Origin of the sequence: Undibacterium sp. Xuan67W, assembly GCF_049340165.1 — a bacterium.
Classification (GTDB): domain Bacteria; phylum Pseudomonadota; class Gammaproteobacteria; order Burkholderiales; family Burkholderiaceae_D; genus Undibacterium.
This window is the reverse complement of sequence record NZ_JBMPPN010000001.1, coordinates 322,410-340,539: the sequence shown is the minus strand read 5'-3', so window position 1 is coordinate 340,539 and position 18,130 is coordinate 322,410. Positions and strand designations below refer to the sequence as shown.

At 49.6% G+C, this 18,130-nt stretch carries 11 protein-coding genes; 10 read left to right on the top strand and 1 reads right to left on the bottom strand.

Features of this window, described 5'->3' with window-relative positions:
• Window positions 1-137 precede the first annotated feature (137 nt).
• The 3 genes from ACO0LE_RS01535 to ACO0LE_RS01525 are packed head-to-tail and all read left to right on the top strand — an operon-like array spanning window position 138 to window position 5,937.
• Entirely contained in the window at window positions 138-1,169 is a 1,032-nt protein-coding gene (locus ACO0LE_RS01535; protein ID WP_422958650.1) for an HD domain-containing phosphohydrolase, read from the top strand.
• A 38-nt stretch (window positions 1,170-1,207) separates the two neighbouring features.
• Window positions 1,208-2,368: an FIST signal transduction protein gene (locus tag ACO0LE_RS01530; RefSeq protein WP_422958649.1), complete on the top strand. Its 1,161-nt coding sequence runs from the start codon at window positions 1,208-1,210 to the stop codon at window positions 2,366-2,368.
• A 17-nt stretch (window positions 2,369-2,385) separates the two neighbouring features.
• On the top strand, window positions 2,386-5,937 hold the full coding sequence (locus tag ACO0LE_RS01525; protein WP_422958648.1) for a PAS domain S-box protein: 3,552 nt from the start codon (window positions 2,386-2,388) through the stop codon (window positions 5,935-5,937).
• A 415-nt stretch (window positions 5,938-6,352) separates the two neighbouring features.
• Here the strand turns inward: ACO0LE_RS01525 and ACO0LE_RS01520 are convergent, their stop codons facing one another.
• A complete protein-coding gene (locus ACO0LE_RS01520; protein WP_422958647.1) occupies window positions 6,353-7,273 on the bottom strand; it encodes a LysR substrate-binding domain-containing protein in 921 nt (306 codons plus the stop codon).
• A gap of 111 nt (window positions 7,274-7,384) precedes the next feature.
• Between ACO0LE_RS01520 and metE the strand changes: the two genes are divergently transcribed.
• The 7 genes from metE to kdsA all read left to right on the top strand — a co-directional run bounded on the left by metE (window position 7,385) and on the right by kdsA (window position 18,088).
• Window positions 7,385-9,682 carry a 5-methyltetrahydropteroyltriglutamate--homocysteine S-methyltransferase gene (metE, locus tag ACO0LE_RS01515; RefSeq protein ID WP_422958646.1) on the top strand — a complete coding sequence of 766 codons (2,298 nt, stop codon included), beginning with the start codon at window positions 7,385-7,387 and terminating at the stop codon, window positions 9,680-9,682.
• A gap of 540 nt (window positions 9,683-10,222) precedes the next feature.
• Complete coding sequence (locus tag ACO0LE_RS01510; RefSeq protein ID WP_422958645.1) at window positions 10,223-11,029, top strand: TatD family hydrolase; 807 nt, start codon at window positions 10,223-10,225, stop codon at window positions 11,027-11,029.
• 3 nt (window positions 11,030-11,032) lie between these two features.
• Complete coding sequence (locus ACO0LE_RS01505; protein ID WP_422958644.1) at window positions 11,033-13,567, top strand: DNA internalization-related competence protein ComEC/Rec2; 2,535 nt, start codon at window positions 11,033-11,035, stop codon at window positions 13,565-13,567.
• Between the two features lie 103 nt (window positions 13,568-13,670).
• Window positions 13,671-14,498 carry an alpha/beta fold hydrolase gene (locus tag ACO0LE_RS01500; RefSeq protein ID WP_422958643.1) on the top strand — a complete coding sequence of 276 codons (828 nt, stop codon included), beginning with the start codon at window positions 13,671-13,673 and terminating at the stop codon, window positions 14,496-14,498.
• 14 nt (window positions 14,499-14,512) lie between these two features.
• The gene (locus tag ACO0LE_RS01495; protein ID WP_422958642.1) at window positions 14,513-15,457 is read left to right on the top strand and encodes a lipid A deacylase LpxR family protein; all 945 of its coding nucleotides are present in this window, start codon (window positions 14,513-14,515) and stop codon (window positions 15,455-15,457) included.
• Between the two features lie 116 nt (window positions 15,458-15,573).
• The gene (locus ACO0LE_RS01490; RefSeq protein ID WP_422958641.1) at window positions 15,574-17,223 is read left to right on the top strand and encodes a CTP synthase; all 1,650 of its coding nucleotides are present in this window, start codon (window positions 15,574-15,576) and stop codon (window positions 17,221-17,223) included.
• A 10-nt stretch (window positions 17,224-17,233) separates the two neighbouring features.
• Entirely contained in the window at window positions 17,234-18,088 is an 855-nt protein-coding gene (kdsA, locus tag ACO0LE_RS01485; protein ID WP_422958640.1) for a 3-deoxy-8-phosphooctulonate synthase, read from the top strand.
• Window positions 18,089-18,130: the final 42 nt, after the last annotated feature.

The window sequence follows — 18,130 nt, the reverse complement described above, 5'->3', positions numbered from 1 at the left end:
ATAAAGGTCGCTCGCTTTTTTTTGCTATTCTCAAACACGTACTAGTATTCTTTCTGAAATTACCTGTTCGAGCATTAAATCAGGATTAAGGTCAAGACGACTGCAAAACTTCTGCGGGCTATTTGCAAAGGCGTTCGATGAAGGTACTTATTGTTGACGATAATACGACCAACTTGGTTCTGCTGAGTGCGTTGGCAAAAGCTGCCGCTGCGGTGGAGGTGATGACGTTCGACCAACCGCTCAAGGCAATTGAATGGTGTCAAATCAACAGCCCAGATCTGGTGCTGGTTGATTTTATGATGCCGGACATGAATGGGCATCAATTCATCAGGCAATTCAGAACGTTTAAAAATTGTGCCGATGTACCGATTGTCATGGTCACCACCGAAAATGAAAAAAACGTCCGGAAAGAGGCTCTCGCTCTTGGGGCGACAGAGTTTTTATCCAAACCGGTTGACCCCAGCGAATTTCGTTCGCGCATCAAGAATTTGTTGACATTGCGTCATGCCCAAAATTTATTGAAAGACCAGGCGAAGCATTTACAGCACGAGGTAGCGCTGGCAACAGCGTCGATTCTTGAGCGAGAAAAAGAATTAATTTTACGACTGTCAAAGGCTGCCGAATATCGCGACCCAGAGACGGGCGCTCATATTTTGCGAATGGCACATTACTCTGCTTTGATTGCCAGATACTTGCATTTGACCCCTGAATACCAACAAACCTTGCTGGAAGCCGCTCCGATGCATGACATCGGTAAATTAGCAACACCCGATTACATCTTGCTGAAACCGGGTCGCCTTGACGCAGAGGAGATGGCGATTATGAAAAAACACGCCGAAATCGGTGCAGAGATTTTAACCGGAAGTAACGCACCATTAATCCAGCTGGCCGCTGAAATTGCGGGCGCTCATCATGAGAAGTTTGATGGCAGTGGTTATCCTGCTGGTTTGGCTGGAGATGATATTCCTTTGGCGGGTCGAATCGTCGCAGTCGCGGATGTGTTTGACGCTTTAACATCTGAACGGCCCTACAAGAAAGCATGGTCTCTCGAGAATGCACGACTTTATATTGTCGACAATGTAGGTAGTCATTTTTGCCCCACATGTGCCGATGCTTTTTTAGACGCGTGGCCAGAGGTGTTAAAAATTCGAGCACAATTTCCCGATTAAACAAAAAGTTTATCGCTGCGGCGGTGGAGACCCAAGGTATGAAAACACAGCAAATCATCATTAAACTGGATAGCGATTTTGAGAAAATTCTCAGGACGATTTCTGAAGACGAACCTGATTTAGTGTTGGTCTTTGGTGCGATCTCTTTTTTTACATCAGCCGATTTTTCTGCGAGCGTAAAAAAGCGATTTCCGCATACGACGATTTTAGGTTGTTCTACTGCTGGTGAAATTGCCGTGGATCGGGTGTATGACAATACGGTTGCACTCACGGCGATAAAATTCGCAAACACGACATTGCGATCTGTTTCTACGCCAATTATTAATATGGCGGATTCGTTCGATGCCGGCGCACGTCTAGCCGCAATGCTGCCGTCTAACGACTTGGCCGGAATACTGATCTTTGGTACTGGGGTATCGATTAACGGCAGCGCTTTAGTCACCGGCTTGCAGTCAGTTTTGCCGCCGAATATTCCCATATCTGGTGGGCTAGCGGCAGATGCCGGTGCTTTTCGACAGACCTGGACTTGGGGTACATCAGGTGTTGCAGATAATCAGATCGTTGCGGTGGGCCTATATGGTCAATCGATACGGCTAAGTTACGGCACTTTTGGTGGATGGGAACCATTTGGCCCTGTTAGAAAAGTGACGCGCTGCATTGAAAACGTCTTATTCGAGTTAGATGGTGAGCGAGCTTTAGATGTCTACAAACGCTACCTAGGTGACTATGCCAAAGACTTACCGGCCTCCGGCCTGTTATTTCCATTTGAAATGCTAGGGATAAATCGTGACAAGAGTGGTATTTTCAGGACAATTCTCGGAGTAGATGAAGCTGATGGCTCGCTGACCTTAGCGGGTGATATCGATGCCAATGGATATTTAAGGTTGATGCATTCCGGCACCGATAAATTAATCGAAGGTGCTGAGACTGCGGCAGCGGCGGCTTTAGCAAAGGCTGGCGAAGTCGGAAGTGAGTCTTTAGCGATTCTGGTGAGCTGTATTGGTCGAAAACTGGTCATGGGCGACCGTGTAGACGAGGAAGTCGAGGCAGTGGCTGATATTTTGGGGAAACACACCACGATTACCGGGTTCTATTCTAACGGCGAGATTGCCGGCACGGATTTTCATGGTGAATGCCGCTTACATAACCAAACGATGACAATCACCTGGATCAATGAAATAGACGCCAATTTAAATTGACTGACATTGAGTTTCATATGCATCGTACATTAGCCAGACAGCTACGACGGAGTTGTGGCATCGAGTCGATTGATAGTTTTGCACTCGTTGTGGAACAAGCACGTGCGTTAGCAGAACGGTCTCCCGATAACGAGGCACTGACTTCATTTCTCGGAGGGCTTCCCGAACTCATAGGTAAGATTGATACAACCTATGAACAGTTTGAGAGAGATCTAGACCTCCGCTCTCGAAGCCTTGATATCAGCTCAGTTGAATTGAGTGAGGCTAATGAGCGCATGCGGACAGAATTGACAAGTCGTAACCGCAGTCTTGAATCCTTAAGAAAAGCGGCTGCTGAGTTGGTCTCTCATTCGGAATTGGTAGTCAGTCTTCCTGAAGAAGATGATCTTGAAATGCTATCGGCGTTGTTGCCAAGGTTGGTTAGCCAACGAGAGGCCAGTCGTCTAGAGCTGTATAACCAACGGTTTGCGATGGATCAACATGCCATTGTTAGCATCACTGATACCGATGGAACAATCATCTATGTCAACGACAAATTTTGTCAGATTAGTGGATACGATCGCTCTGAATTACTGGGTGAAAATCACCGATTGATTAATTCTCGATTACATTCACCAGATTTCTTTACAAATTTGTGGAACACGATTTCCCAAGGCAATGTATGGAACGGTGAGATTTGTAATATCGCAAAACAAGGGCATCAATATTGGGTCGACGCGACTATCGTTCCATTTTTGAATCAGGACGGAAAACCGTATCAATACATTGCGATCCGGACTGAAATCACTGAGCGTAAGAAAATGGCAGAGCGTATCGCTAACAGTGAACGCCAATATCGTACTGTTGTTGATCGCTTAAAAGAAATCGTCTTTAGAACAAATGCACAAGGTGGCTGGACATTTTTGAATCCCGCTTGGACGGTGATTACCGGGTTTTCCATGGAAGAAACGATAGGGAAATCAATTTTAGATTTTATTCATTCCGGCGACCGGGAAGCGGTTGAAACAGGGTTACATAAATTACTTACGGGCTCGAAGGGGTATTCACAACATGATGCACGTTACATTACAAAAGAGGGAGGGTATCGTTGGATATCGGTCTATGCTCAGCTTGAATTTGATAACGGTGCCCTAGTTGGTTTAACCGGTAGTCTTGTGGATATCACGGAGCGTAGAAGTGCCACAGAAAAACTTAAAGAAAATCTGAAATTTGTTGATGCCATCTTCGAATCAATTCCGCTTCCTGTTTACTTTAAAGGAAGTGATGGAAGTTTTTTAAGAGCGAATAAAGCATTTTGTGAGTTATTTAGAGGTGTACCTGAAGATTTTATAGGGCAAGTAAGTAGCAGTTTGCTTGGTGCCGCCTTTGAGCAAATTTATACTCCTGCGGATTTGGAATTGATTCGGTCCGGTAGCGTAGTTTCTCGTGAGAAGGTACTGAATTTATCGGGTGGTATCAGTGTCGATGCCATCTTTACCAAAACTGCGTTGCTTAAGTCGGATGGCAGCATACTAGGTTTGTTGGGAACGATCGTTGACATCTCCGATCGAAAAATGGCAGAGCGAGCTTTGCTGGTGGCGAAAGAATCAGCAGAGTCTGCGAATCGATCCAAAAGCGAATTTCTTGCCAATATGAGTCACGAGATCCGTACGCCGATGAACGGTATTATTGGGATGACGGATTTAGTCTTGGATATGGAGTTAGCCGCAAACCAGAGAGAATATTTGTCGATTGTCAAATCATCCGCCGATTCCTTGTTAGATATTATCAACGACATACTCGATTTTTCAAAAATCGAAGCTGGCAAAATGGGTTTGGAATCGATCGTATTTGATTTCCCTAAAATGATTTTGGAAACCTTGCGTACTCATTCATTACGGGCGGTGAATAAAGGTTTGGAGCTCGTCCTTGATATTGATCCAGAGATACCGGGCGGGTTGCGTGGCGATCCAGGCCGTCTCCGGCAAATTATCAACAATCTAGTTGGAAATGCGATTAAGTTCACTGAGTTTGGCGAGATATTAATTTCCGTTAAATTGTTGAAGATCGTCGATCATCAAGTCCATTTTTTATTGCTGGTGAAAGATACAGGTATCGGTATCTCTGATGAAAAGCAGCATCGTATTTTCGACGCCTTTGAGCAAGAAGATGGTTCAACGACCCGCCGTTTTGGTGGAACTGGACTGGGCCTGTCGATTACGCGAAGCTTAGTCGCGATGATGGATGGGAAAATTGGTGTAACAAGTATTTTGGGCGAGGGGAGTGAATTTTCTGTTGAATTATCATTGCCATACGAGGACCAACAGCATAATCAGGCCTATCAAAAACAGAGTGCTGCGTTAGCCGGGCTAACGGTATTTATTTCTGACGACAACGTCACCAATCGAAAGGTGTTGCATACCATGTTATCGAAAATTGGGATGCGCGTAGTCGATTTTTCTAGCGGTGAGGAGTTGTTAACATATTGCGTTAACCCATCAGCGGTAGCCGATTGTGTTGTAATTGATTACGCGATGCCTGGGCTTGACGGATTTAAGGTTGCCGAGCAGCTTTCGACGATTGAGCATGTGAAGCACATCCCCATTGTGATGCTGTCCTCTAGTGGTATGCCTGGAGACCTGAAAAAGTGTCGGCAAGTGGGTATTCAGGCTTATTTATTAAAACCTGCCAGTGCCGACGAGATTTATTCAGCGATTGCCAATCTTGTTGGAGGTGGCAGAGTTATAAACGATGATGAACAAGTAATCGTCACCAGACATAGCATTCGAGAAGCGAGCAGCTCTTTAAAAATTTTATTAGCCGAAGACAACTTCTCGAACCAGGCCTTGGCAACTGCTTTATTAACGAAGTGGGGGCATCAGGTCTGGGTCGCTAACAACGGCAAAGAAGCTTTGGAGCTACATGACAGTTTGACATTTGATGTCATTTTGATGGATTTGCAAATGCCCGTAATGGGGGGATTTGAGGCAACTAAAAAAATTCGTGAACGAGAGCAGGGACATCATCGGCATATTCCGATTATTGCGATGACAGCAAATGCGCTGGAGGGAGATAAAGAAATTTGTATCGCTAATGGCATGGATGATTATTTGTCGAAGCCATTTAAAGCGGACATTTTTAAACAAATGCTTGCAAAGCATTTTTCTCTGCAATCCGGGTTGGCACGGTCACATGAGTTTCCAGTCGATGGTACAAAGCCAGACAAAATGTCCTCTGGAATCGATATATTTAAGACAGATTATTTTGACTATCGCGTAGCGATCAGCAACGCTGATGCCGAAGTGGTCGGTTTGATAGGGGAGCACTTTTTAGCGCATGCACCAAAACAAATAAGTGATATGAGGGATGCTTGGGCAAGCCAAGACCTCGAAACTTTACAGCTTAATGCGCACTCGCTAACTGGGTTATTTGGTAATTTCAACGCTGATCCTGCTCGTCATTTCGCCCATGAGATCAATCGGGCGATTAAAGTCGGGCAGTTGGACACTATCGACGATTTGTTGCATTCATTGCAGTTGGAATACGACCGGTTTTCGTTTTATTTATTCGCCCATATCAGCCAAGCATAAGATTGACTGGTCAGTTTTGCTGAGACCGATAGTGTTTGTTTTTAACCCAAAATTCGATAGTAGAGGTTTTCTCAGCAAAGCGTTTCGCATGTACAACGCCCGGGTCAATGACACACCATTGATCCGCATGAAACGCTTTTACTTGACCATCTCTGAAAACAAACATCGTGCTTTTGGTGACCTCGACATAAATCGGAGTTGGATGTCTGTTTGGCTATCTAGTTTGATACTCACGTGTAGCAAACGTGACGTCGCGCTGGTCGTTGGTGATTTTACTTAAATTGAGTAAGGGGTCGGGTATGCGGCTCATAGTTTCGCCTCATGCCAAGTAAAAATATAAGTTTAGCGCCGCGTAAAAAATTGGTTTGCAGGCGTATAACTAATTCTAGCGATAAAAGAATGAAATCAATCAGAATTAAATCAACTCAACGCTCTGCAAATTCAAATAGCTGCTTTCCCGTATCGTCTTCACAAAATCCGTCAGGTATGCCTTGTCTGCCAGCTCCGGCAGACAGGCGGCATATAGTTTGCCGGTTAAACCATCGGCGGTAATCCGCTTCGGCAAGACATAATCCCGGTTCACATAATTTTGCGCCGCCCACACGGGCAGCGTGGCGATGCCACGTTTGCTGGCGACCAGTTGCAGCATGGCGACGGTAAGCTCGGTGGTGCGGCGGGTGGTATCGACACCGGCGGGTTTCAGCACTTGACGCACGATGTCCAGCATGTCGTCCGGCACCGGATACGTGATCAAGGTATCGCTGGCAAAATCCTGCGCTACCAGATAATCGCGGCTGGCCAGCGCATGGTCCTTGGCCAGCAGGGCGACAATCTCGAAACGGAACAGCGGCTGATAACTGATGCTCTCGTCATGATCGATTTCGGACACGATTGCGACATCGGCGCGACCGTTGTACAGCAAGCCGACCGGATCTGCCTGAAAGCCGGACACAATATCCAGCTCGACCTCGGGCCAGCGATTGCGAAACACATCCATCGCTGGCATCAGCCAGTCAAAACAGGTGTGGCACTCGACCGCAATCCGCAATTGTCCGGCGACACCTTGCGCCAGCCGCGCCAGATCGCGTTCGGTATTGGCGATCTGCGGCAGTACGGCATCAGCGAGTTGCAGCAGTCTTTCACCTGCCGGAGTAAAGCGTATCGGGGTCGATTTACGCTCAAACAAGGCGCTTCCATGATGTTCTTCCAGCAGTTTGATCTGGTGCGACAACGCTGATTGCGTGACATTCAGCAGGGTTGCAGCACGCAGCAAATTGCCGGCTTCGCGCAGGGCATGCAGGGTTTTTAGATGACGGACTTCGAGGATCGATTGCATAGGAGATGCTGACTATTAGTAAAATTCAAGTTGATTCTTAAAATTTATCGTTTGAATCATAGTCGACACTCAACCATCATGGCAACACTTAAAAGATTAAAAGGAGTTGTCATGGCATCAGCACATATTTTGGGTTTTCCGCGTATAGGCGCGCAACGCGAATTGAAATTTGCCCAGGAGGCATTCTGGCGTAATGAATTGTCTGAGGACGCATTGCGTGACATCGGTGGCGAACTGCGCGCCCGCCACTGGACGGTACAAAAGCAGGCGGGGCTGGATCTGATCAGTGTCGGTGATTTTGCCTGGTACGATCAGGTGCTGACGACACTGGCATTGCTGGGTGCGCTGCCGACCCGTTTTGGCTTTGATGCGCGTGAACTTAGCATGAGCGATTATTTTTGCGCGGCACGTGGCAACAGCGCTCAGGTCGCGATGGAAATGACGAAATGGTTTGATACGAATTATCACTACCTCGTGCCGGAATGGACCGCCGATACGCAGTTTGATGGCGGTGTCGACTGGTTATTCGATGAGCTGGCACAAGCGCAGGCATTGGGGCACAAGGCCAAGGTAACACTGATTGGTCCGATCACTTTGCTCTATGTGGGTAAGATCAAAAACGGTCTGTCTCATAAACTCGATCTGTTGCATAAAATTGTTCCCGCGTATCAGCGGTTGCTCGCCAGAGTCAAGGCTGCAGGTGTTGACTGGGTACAGATTGATGAACCAATTCTGTCGCTTGATTTGGATACGCAATGGCAAAATGCGCTGCTAGTAGCCTACGTCGCACTGGAAAAACATGCGCCGAAACTGCTGCTGACCAGCTATTTTGAATCCATCGGCGATCATGCCGATATGGTGCATCGCCTGCCGGTTGCCGGTGTGCATCTGGATCTGGCCAGAGCACCGCAGCAACTGACGCCCCTGCTGGCAAAATGGCCGCAAGGCCGCGTACTGTCTGCGGGTGTGATTGATGGACGTAATATCTGGCGCGCTGATCTGTCCGCCTTACTGAAGCAGTTGCAGCCTGTGCAGCAGGCATTGGGCGATCAGTTATGGATCGCGTCAAGTTGCTCCTTATTGCATGTGCCGGTCGATCTCGCAACCGAAACGGGCCTCGACGCCGAATTGAAGAGCTGGCTGGCATTCGCTACACAAAAGCTGGATGAAATTCATGCGCTGAAACAAGCCTTAAACGGTGAGGCAACATCGGTGCTGCCTCACTTTAACGCAGCCCAAATCGCCCGCCACACGCGTGCCAGCTCGACCCGTATTCATAATCCTCTGGTGCAGCAGCGATTGGCGGCAACCACGGCCGCCGATGCGGAGCGCAAAAGCGTTTTCATTGAGCGTATCGGTAAGCAGCAGGCACGTTTTCAGTTGCCGCTGTTCCCGACGACCACGATAGGATCATTTCCACAGACCAAAGCGATTCGTCAGGCGCGCGCCAGCTATAAACGTGGCGACCTGAATCATCTCGATTATCTGGAGGCAATGCGTGCCGAAATTCGTCTGGTAGTAGAAAAGCAAGAGCAACTTGGCATCGACGTACTGGTGCATGGCGAGCCCGAGCGCAATGACATGGTTGAGTATTTTGGCGAACAACTCTGGGGTTACGGTTTTACCCAAAACGGCTGGGTACAAAGCTATGGCTCGCGCTGCGTCAAGCCGCCATTTATTTACGGTGACGTATATCGTCCCGAGGCTATGACCGTCGCCTGGAGCATCTACGCGCAAAGCCTGACGGACAAGCCGATGAAGGGCATGCTGACGGGGCCAGTCACGATGTTGCAATGGTCATTTGTACGCGACGATCAGCCCCGTGCAACGACTGCGCTGCAAATCGCTCTGGCTCTGCGCGACGAAGTGACCGATCTGGAGAAAACCGGTATCGGCATGATACAGATTGACGAACCGGCTTTCCGCGAGGGTTTGCCTTTACGCAGTGCCGATTGGCCAGCGTATCTCGACTGGGCCGTGCGGGCATTTAAGATCAGCGCATCGGGCGTCGCTGACGATACGCAAATTCATACCCACATGTGCTATTCGGAATTCAATGACATCTTGCCCTGGATCGCAGCGATGGATGCCGATGTCATCACGATCGAGACCTCACGCTCCGATATGGAATTGCTGGAAGGCTTTGGCGAATTCGCGTATCCGAATGACATCGGCCCTGGCGTCTATGACATTCATTCGCCGCGTGTCGCCAAAGTCACCGAGATGCAAAGGCTACTACAAAAAGCCCGCAGCGTCTTGCCAGACCGGCGGCTCTGGGTTAACCCGGATTGCGGCCTGAAAACTCGCGACTGGCCAGAAACGATTGCGGCTCTGGAGAACATGGTGCAGGCCGCCAGACTGCTGCGCGCCTCGGTCGAGGAGCATGAAGAACATCTCGATTGTTGCTGAGTACGGCAGGACTTAACCAAAACCAAGACCTCTCAACACAGAGATACAGAGACACGGAGACACAGAGACACAGAGGAAAGGCAAGAGTAAGTGGCTCCATGTGATGTCGGTATTAAAACGAATCCGCAATGTGGGTGCGGCTTTCAGCCATATTTCAGGCTGAAGGCCGCATGAATATTAGTGGATTCAACTCAGAAGTTTCTAAAAACCTTCACATTAAAAAAACACATCGATAGGATTGACGCAAAAGCCAAAATCTCTCATCTCAAATGCAAAGAGAAAAGGCAGGAGTAAGCGGCTTTACGTGATATCGATTCTATAGAGATCCTCGCTGCGCAGGGGCTAGTACAGGAACACTTTGTGCGGAATCGATTTTTCATGCGGATGCTGCATAAAAATGGTGGAAGGACGGAATTGTCAGGGCAAGATGTTTTGTAAGTCGTCGCTGACATAGTTGACTGGGTAAAACGCATCTGGGCATAATCCCTGCATGCCTATTTCTCCCGCCATCCGGTTCATTACATTGACTGTCTTAGTCTGATGTGGATAGACACCCATTGCCATTTAGATGCCAGCGAATTTCAGGGTGCTTCGCTGGACGTCGCACAGGCTGCGTCTGTGAAAGCGGTCTCCGGCATTGTTATTCCGGCAGTACATCCGAGTAATTTCGCTGTTGTTGCCGAGCTGGCGAGACAGCGTAGTGACTGTTTTTATGCGCTGGGCATTCATCCCATGTATGTTCCGACCGCGCATGAAAAGGATTTGCTTATGCTGCGTTCTGCGGTTGAGCAACTCATGTCTGCGCCTGGTAATGCGGGGCGTTTTGTAGCGATTGGCGAAATTGGTCTGGACTTTTTTGTCCCGGAATTGACGCAGTCACCATTGCGGGAAAAGCAGGAATTTTTTTATAGCGAACAACTGAAGCTGGCGCGCGATTTTAATTTGCCGGTATTGCTGCATGTGCGCCGGTCGCAAGACACCATCCTCAAATATTTACGTCGCATTAAGGTTCGTGGCGGGATTGCCCATGCGTTCAATGGCAGCGAACAGCAGGCGCAGACTTTTATCAATTTAGGATTTAAACTTGGCTTTGGTGGTGCGATGACTTATACGCGTGCCTTGCAGATCCGGCGACTGGCGACGCAGCTCCCGTTGAGCGCGATTGTGCTTGAAACCGATGCGCCGGATATTGCGCCAAGCTGGTTACACCCCGCGATTAATAGTCCCGCAGAATTGCCGCAGATCGGTGCGGTACTGGCTGAATTGCGCGCAATGTCTATCGAGACAGTTGCTGCGCAGACCAGTGCCAATGCCTTTGAGGTATTGCCGCGAATGCGTGCCGTCTGAGATATGCGGCTGGCGATCATCAGTTTTGTGATTGGTGTCGCTTATGTGCAGCAACAGGCTAGCTTGCTGGCGTATTGGCCTCTGGTGATGCTGTTATCCGGCAGCGTCCTTATCTTGATGCTGGTTCGCTTTATATCGCGAAAAAAAACGTCGGATAGTGCGCCGCAAGTTCTGCCTTTCCCTACAAATTTTTTACTTCGTTGTCTGACTTCACTCTCATTGGCGAGCCTCGGATTTGTCTGGGCAAGTCTGTTCGCACATTGGTATCTGGCGCAAGAGCTGCCGTCCCGCTGGGAAGGGCGTGACGTTACCGTGATCGGCACGGTTGATAGTTTGCCTTTCCGTTTTGAGCGCGGAGTCCGGTTTAATTTTTCTGTCGAGCAGGTATTGCCGGATGGCGGTGAAAAGCCGTCATTGCCATCGAAACTGGCACTGTCCTGGTATGCCCCGAATCGCGTCAATGCCGATGTAGACATGGGCGATGAAAGCAGTGATCAGGTGGTAGATGTACAACCCGGCGAACGCTGGCGCTTCACCGTCCGCTTGAAGCGTCCTCATGGCAACGCTAATCCTGAGGGCTTTGATTATGAAGTCTGGTTGCTTGAGCAGGGCTTACGCGCTACTGGCACCGTGCGGCTAGCCAGCTCAACTAGCTCAGCCAATCCGGCTGTCGTACCGAATCAACGACTGACTCCGTTTGTCTGGAGTGTCGGCAATCTGATTGAGCGCGCCAGAGGTGCGTTGCGCGATAAAATACATGCGGCAATTCCTCAGGCACCTTACGCCGGTGTCATCGTGGCACTGGTTATTGGCGATCAACGAGAGGTGGGGCAGTCCGACTGGAAAGTCTTCAACCGAACAGGGGTGGGGCATCTCTTTTCAATCTCCGGTTTACATATCACGATGGTTGCCGGTTTGTTCGCGAGCATGGTGTATTGGTTGTGGCGGCATTCATTTTTCTTGCTCGATTATCTGGATGAGCCCTTGCCAATGCGCTTGCCAGCCCAAAAAGCTGCGGCATTGGCCGGTGCACTGATGGCCTTGTTCTATGTCGCATTGACGGGATTTGGTGTGCCGGCGCAACGCACACTGTATATGCTCAGCGTCGTCGCATTCGCCTTATGGACAGGACGCTTAACCAGTATCTTGCACATCTTGTGCGTGGCCTTGGGATTGGTTGTGATGCTGGATCCCTGGGCGGTATTGTGGCCGGGATTCTGGTTGTCTTTTGGTGCGGTCGGGATGATCCTGTTCGCGTCCGTCGGACGTGGCCAGCCAGAGAGGGTGGATAGTCATCGTGATCAGCTAAAGCAACTAAATCAACTAAAGCAGCTCTGGCATAGCGCTACCCATACACAATATGTGGTGACGATAGGGCTGATTCCGCTAACGCTCTTGCTGTTCGGTCAGATCTCTTTAATCGGTCCTGTCGCGAATGCGGTTGCGATTCCGGTCGTGAGTTTTGCCGTGACGCCGCTGGCATTGATTGGCAGTATTTTGCCTTTGCCGCTTGCAGGCTGGGTTTTGACGGTCGCACATGCTTGTGTCACATTGCTGGCGTCGATATTGGGCTATTTGAGCGAACAGCCGCTCGCCGTATGGGCAACACCTGTACCGCCCTGGTGGATGGCAGCGATTGCGATGCTGGGTGTGTTCTGGATGCTGGCGCCGCGTGGCTGGCCTTTGCGCTGGCTGGGGCTGTTTTGCTGTCTGCCTTTACTATGCCATCAGGCCAGTCATCCTGATGATGAGCAGATGCGCGTGACAGCGCTGGACGTCGGGCAGGGGATGGCCTTGCTGATAGAGACGGCACATCATCGCCTGTTGTATGACACGGGACCCGCATATTCGCCAGAATCCGATGGCGGCAGCCGGGTAATTTTGCCGTATTTGCGAGCACGTGGTATCAGCAAACTTGATGCTGTCGTCATCTCGCATAATGACAATGATCATTCTGGCGGCGCGCTGAGTATTTTTAAGGAAATGCCGTTCAGCTGGGTGAGCAGTTCGCTGGCCAAAGACAGTCCCATCGTTGCCGCTGCCAGCCATCACAGGTCTTGCGTTGCGGGTCAGACCTGGTCCTGGGATGGCGTCGATTTTGAGATGTTACAACCGGGCGAGGCGAGTTATGCAAGCCAGAAATGGAAACCTAACGCCCGTAGCTGTACCTTAAAAATTTCGACGAAACACCATGCAATCCTCTTGCCGGGGGATATCGAGGCAGTGCAGGAGGATGAGTTGCTGCATACGATACCGGATAAGTTATCAGCCGATGTCCTGCTGGCGCCGCATCATGGCAGCGGGACATCCTCTACGGCAGCATTTTTGAAAGCCGTTCATCCTGGTCTGGCTATTTTTCAGGTCGGCTATCTGAATCGTTACCGTCATCCTAAACAGGAAGTCTTCGATCGCTACAGTGAATTTGGAATAAAACGTCTAAGGACAGACGAAGCAGGCGCAATCACATTACAATTCGGGACCGATTTACGCTTTTCAACTTACCGTGGCGAACATGCCCGTTATTGGTATCACCGCTGATTATCAATCCATCACGCTATTACTCCATTCATCACTCAGTTTTGCTAATGATGCTCCCCTGATTATTTTTCCCGATTGTGAATCCTGCTTATGTCTACTGCTTATGTCCACTGAATCTGTTAAACCTGTTATTCATTTTGCTCATGCAAATAGTTTTCCTGCCGGGACCTATCGCGTTTTTTTCGATTTTTTACGCACTCATTATGATGTACAGGCATTACCTCTCCATGGACATAATCCTGCGTACCCGGTGACCGATGGCTGGCCGCATCTGGTGCAGGAGTTGATTGATGCCTTAGAGTCGCGCTATCAGTCTCCGGTTATTTTGCTGGGTCATTCACTAGGCGGTATGTTGTCGATGATGGCGGCCAAAGCGAGGCCTGACTTGGTGCGCTGTGTGGTGATGCTGGATTCGCCTCTGGTTGGCGGGTGGCGTGCGACAACGCTGCGATTGTTTAAATGGATCGGGCTGGATAAGAAATTTTCGCCTGCCAGATTTTCAGAAAAACGTCGTAATCAATGGAAAGATGCCGAAGAGGCCTATAAGCATTTCGCAAGCAAGGAAATGTTCGCTATCTGGCCGCCTGAAGTGCTACGTGATTACATTAATGCAGGCATTCAACCGAATGAGAACGGCGAGGGCGTGACACTGCGTTTCACCCGTGAAGTCGAGACGGCGATTTATTCTACTTTGCCGGACGGGCTGGGTTATCTGGCTCGTAAGGGGCTTAAAGTGCCTATCGGCTTTGTCGGTGGTACTGAGTCCGTTGAATGTCGTCAGGCGGGCCTGAAGGCGACTCATCAGTTAGTGGGCAACAATTTTGTACAAATCCTGGCGGGACATTTGTTGCCGATGGAGGTGCCGGAACAAGCCGCAGCGGCGACGCATGCAATGATTCAGTCTTTGATTTCAACCACGTCACATCATTAAGCGAGAAGATCAATATGACACAGGTTTTTTCAATACCGCAGGTGCAAAGGATGCTGGGACTGGGGTTGCTGGCGGTGAGCGCGCTTTCGCATGCTGAGGTACTGTCATGGGATGAGTGGCAGGAGGTGCGCTCCAAGGGCGTGACCGTGCTGCAACTGACAATAGATAACGACAGTCTGCTTTTAAAAAAAGACGACGGGTTTTATACCAGCGGCAATCGCATTGCGACGAGTTATGTACTTAGTACGGCACAGCAATCCACCACTTATGGTTGGCAGTTAGGGCAAGATTTATACACATCTTCCGACATCAAATTGCTGCCAGCTCAGATTGCGAAAAATGATCACCCCTATGCGGGCTGGCTGTTTGCCGGCGTGTATCGTGAATTCGCGGATGTCAGCGGTACCGGCAGCCGGATTGCTTTTGACCTGGGTTGTCTTGGTCCTTGCGCGGGCGGTGAATGGTCGCAGACGCATTTGCATCGTCTGATCCAGCAGCCCTTGCCGCAAGGCTGGAGTACCCAGTTGCGTAATGAGTGGGGTGTCGTTGTGTCAGGTGACTGGACTCCGGTGCGCTGGTCGCCGGGAGCGGGGATTGATTTGACGCCGCGATTGAAAGGACGATTCGGTAATATTTTCACCGATGCGGCAACGGATGTGACCTTGCGGTTGGGGGCTTTGAATGCCTTGCCTCAGCAGTCAGCCAGTTATGCTTTTTTGCGGGGCGAAGCAAAATTGGTTGGCTATAACGCGACTTTGCAAGGCGGTTATTTCAATAATCAAGCCACCGGTATCACGCCTAAACACAGTGTGGGAGAGCTGGAGCTTGGCTATGTCTGGCGTGCTGGCAGTTATGGCGTCAGCGCCTCTATTTTGCGTCGCAGTAATGAAATAAAAGAGTTATCCAACGGGACAGGCGCACAAAATTTTGCCCGGTTGCAATTTGTCTATGCGATGTAAGTTCTCATCATTATGAACGGAGAAATCGGGCGCGATTTTTATCTAGTGCTTTGGCGAGCGGCGCTGTTTGAGGTATAATTCGAATTTCCCGCTCGTGCCGTCTGGCACCTTCTGCAATGACTAAGTTTGTATTCGTTACCGGGGGCGTCGTTTCCTCCCTAGGCAAAGGCATCGCCGCTGCCTCACTCGCTGCGATCCTTGAATCGCGCGGTCTCAGAGTCACCATGCTCAAACTCGATCCGTATATTAACGTTGATCCGGGTACTATGAGTCCATTTCAACACGGCGAAGTTTTCGTGACCGATGACGGCGCTGAAACTGATCTGGATCTGGGCCATTATGAGCGTTTCATTTCTTCAAAAATGAAGAAAGTGAATAACTTCACCACCGGTCAGATTTATGAATCTGTGATTCGTAAAGAACGTCGCGGTGAGTATCTCGGCAAAACTGTTCAGGTCATCCCTCATATCACAAACGAGATTCAGGATTTTATCCATCGCGGCGCGAATGGTTACGATGTGGCGCTGGTTGAAATCGGCGGTACCGTCGGCGATATCGAATCCCTGCCGTTCCTGGAAGCCGCTCGTCAGTTGAGCCTGCGTGCTGGGCGCAATGCGGCAGCTTTCGTGCATCTGACACTGGTTCCTTATGTGGCAGCAGCGGGTGAACTGAAAACAAAGCCGACACAACACAGCGTACAAAAACTACGTGAAATCGGTATTTTCCCAGATGCTTTGTTGTGCCGTGCCGATCGGCCTATCCCTGATGATGAACGCGCCAAGATTTCTTTGTTCGCCAACGTGCCCGAAGAAGCCGTGATCTCTGTATGGGATGCTGACACGATCTACAAAATTCCTCAAATGTTGCATGATCAGGGCTTGGATCGCATCGTCTGCGACAAGCTCGGCCTGGCACCAAAGCCAGCGGATCTGACGATGTGGGATAAACTCATTTACGCACTGGAAAATCCTAAAGAAGAAGTCACGATTGGTATGGTCGGCAAATATGTTGATCTGACCGAGTCGTATAAGTCATTGACCGAGGCATTGCGCCACGCTGGTATCCACACCGAAAGCCGGGTGAATATTGAGTACGTCGATTCCGAAGAGATCGAAGCGCACGGTACCAAGTCGCTAGAAAAATACGACGCGATTCTGGTGCCAGGCGGCTTCGGTAAGCGTGGTGTCGAAGGTAAGATCGTTGCAGCGCGTTTTGCCCGTGAAAATAAAATTCCTTACCTCGGTATCTGCCTAGGTATGCAGGTTGCTTTGATTGAGTATGCTCGCAACAAAGCGGGCCTGACTGCGGCTAACTCTACTGAATTCGATCTGGAAACAGAGCAGCCAGTCGTTGCGCTGATCAACGAATGGCAAAATCACGACGGTAAAGTTGAAACCCGTGACGAAAACTCTGATTTGGGCGGCACTATGCGTCTGGGCGCACAGACTTGCGCGATCAAGCCAGGGACACTCGCAGCTGAAATCTACGGCAATGTCGTGACCGAGCGTCACCGTCATCGTTATGAAGCAAATAATCATTATCTTGGTCGTGTTGAGCAGGCGGGTCTGATTGTGTCTGCACGCACACCGACAGAAGATTTGTGTGAAATCATGGAATTGCCGCGCGAAGGCGCTAATTCACATCCTTGGTATCTCGGTGTGCAATATCACCCGGAGTTCAAATCGACACCGCGTGATGGTCATCCTTTGTTCATCTCCTTTGCCAAAGCAGCGATTGCGCATAAGTTAGCGAACAAAAAAGCTTAAGGAATACAGTATGAAACTTTGTGGATTTGATGTCGGCCTGGATCATCCTTTTTTTCTGATTGCGGGTCCTTGTGTGATCGAATCGCATCAGATGGCGCTCGACACTGCAGGTGCTTTGAAAGAAATGACCGCTGCACTAGGTATTCCTTTCATTTATAAATCCTCCTTCGATAAAGCCAATCGTTCTTCAGGTTCCTCTTTCCGCGGTTTGGGTATGGAAAAAGGTCTGGAGATTCTGGCGGATGTTAAAAAGCAATTGAATGTACCGGTTCTTACGGATATCCACGAAGTTGATGAAATCACGCCAGTTGCCGCGGTTGTCGATGTGTTGCAAACGCCAGCTTTTCTGTGTCGTCAAACAGATTTTATTGAGGCTTGCGGTCGTTCGGGCAAGCCGGTGAATATCAAAAAAGGCCAGTTCCTTGCGCCGCACGATATGGTTCATGTGATTGCGAAAGCACGCGCTGCGGCAAAAGCAGCAGGTCTGCCGGAAGATAATTTCATGGCGTGTGAACGTGGTGCTTCTTTTGGCTACAACAATCTAGTCTCCGATATGCGCTCCCTGGCGATCATGCGCGAGACGAATTGCCCGGTCGTATTCGATGCTACCCACTCTGTGCAGTTACCTGGCGGGCAGGGTGCGACATCCGGTGGTCAGCGTGAGTTTGTTCCCGTATTGGCTCGCGCTGCGGTCGCGGTAGGTATTTCCGGCTTGTTCATGGAAACTCACCCTGATCCGGCAAAAGCAATGTCAGATGGGCCGAACGCCGTGCCACTAGGGCGTATGAAAGAATTATTATCTACGCTGATCGAGCTTGATCGCGTAGTCAAAAAGAATGGATTCCTTGAGTCTAGTTTCGTTTAATTTATGAGTCACATCTTTGATGTGTTGATTGATCTTGAGTTG

What these genes read in the sequence shown, in the direction of transcription:
- ACO0LE_RS01520 (WP_422958647.1), bottom strand. Translation starts at nt 7,273, where the DNA reads ATGCAATCGATCCTCGAAGTCCGTCATCTAAAAACCCTGCATGCCCTG.
- ACO0LE_RS01510 (WP_422958645.1), top strand. Translation starts at nt 10,223, where the DNA reads ATGTGGATAGACACCCATTGCCATTTAGATGCCAGCGAATTTCAGGGT.
- ACO0LE_RS01525 (WP_422958648.1), top strand. Translation starts at nt 2,386, where the DNA reads ATGCATCGTACATTAGCCAGACAGCTACGACGGAGTTGTGGCATCGAG.
- ACO0LE_RS01500 (WP_422958643.1), top strand. Translation starts at nt 13,671, where the DNA reads ATGTCCACTGAATCTGTTAAACCTGTTATTCATTTTGCTCATGCAAAT.
- ACO0LE_RS01530 (WP_422958649.1), top strand. Translation starts at nt 1,208, where the DNA reads ATGAAAACACAGCAAATCATCATTAAACTGGATAGCGATTTTGAGAAA.
- ACO0LE_RS01495 (WP_422958642.1), top strand. Translation starts at nt 14,513, where the DNA reads ATGACACAGGTTTTTTCAATACCGCAGGTGCAAAGGATGCTGGGACTG.
- ACO0LE_RS01490 (WP_422958641.1), top strand. Translation starts at nt 15,574, where the DNA reads ATGACTAAGTTTGTATTCGTTACCGGGGGCGTCGTTTCCTCCCTAGGC.
- metE (WP_422958646.1), top strand. Translation starts at nt 7,385, where the DNA reads ATGGCATCAGCACATATTTTGGGTTTTCCGCGTATAGGCGCGCAACGC.
- ACO0LE_RS01505 (WP_422958644.1), top strand. Translation starts at nt 11,033, where the DNA reads ATGCGGCTGGCGATCATCAGTTTTGTGATTGGTGTCGCTTATGTGCAG.
- ACO0LE_RS01535 (WP_422958650.1), top strand. Translation starts at nt 138, where the DNA reads ATGAAGGTACTTATTGTTGACGATAATACGACCAACTTGGTTCTGCTG.
- kdsA (WP_422958640.1), top strand. Translation starts at nt 17,234, where the DNA reads ATGAAACTTTGTGGATTTGATGTCGGCCTGGATCATCCTTTTTTTCTG.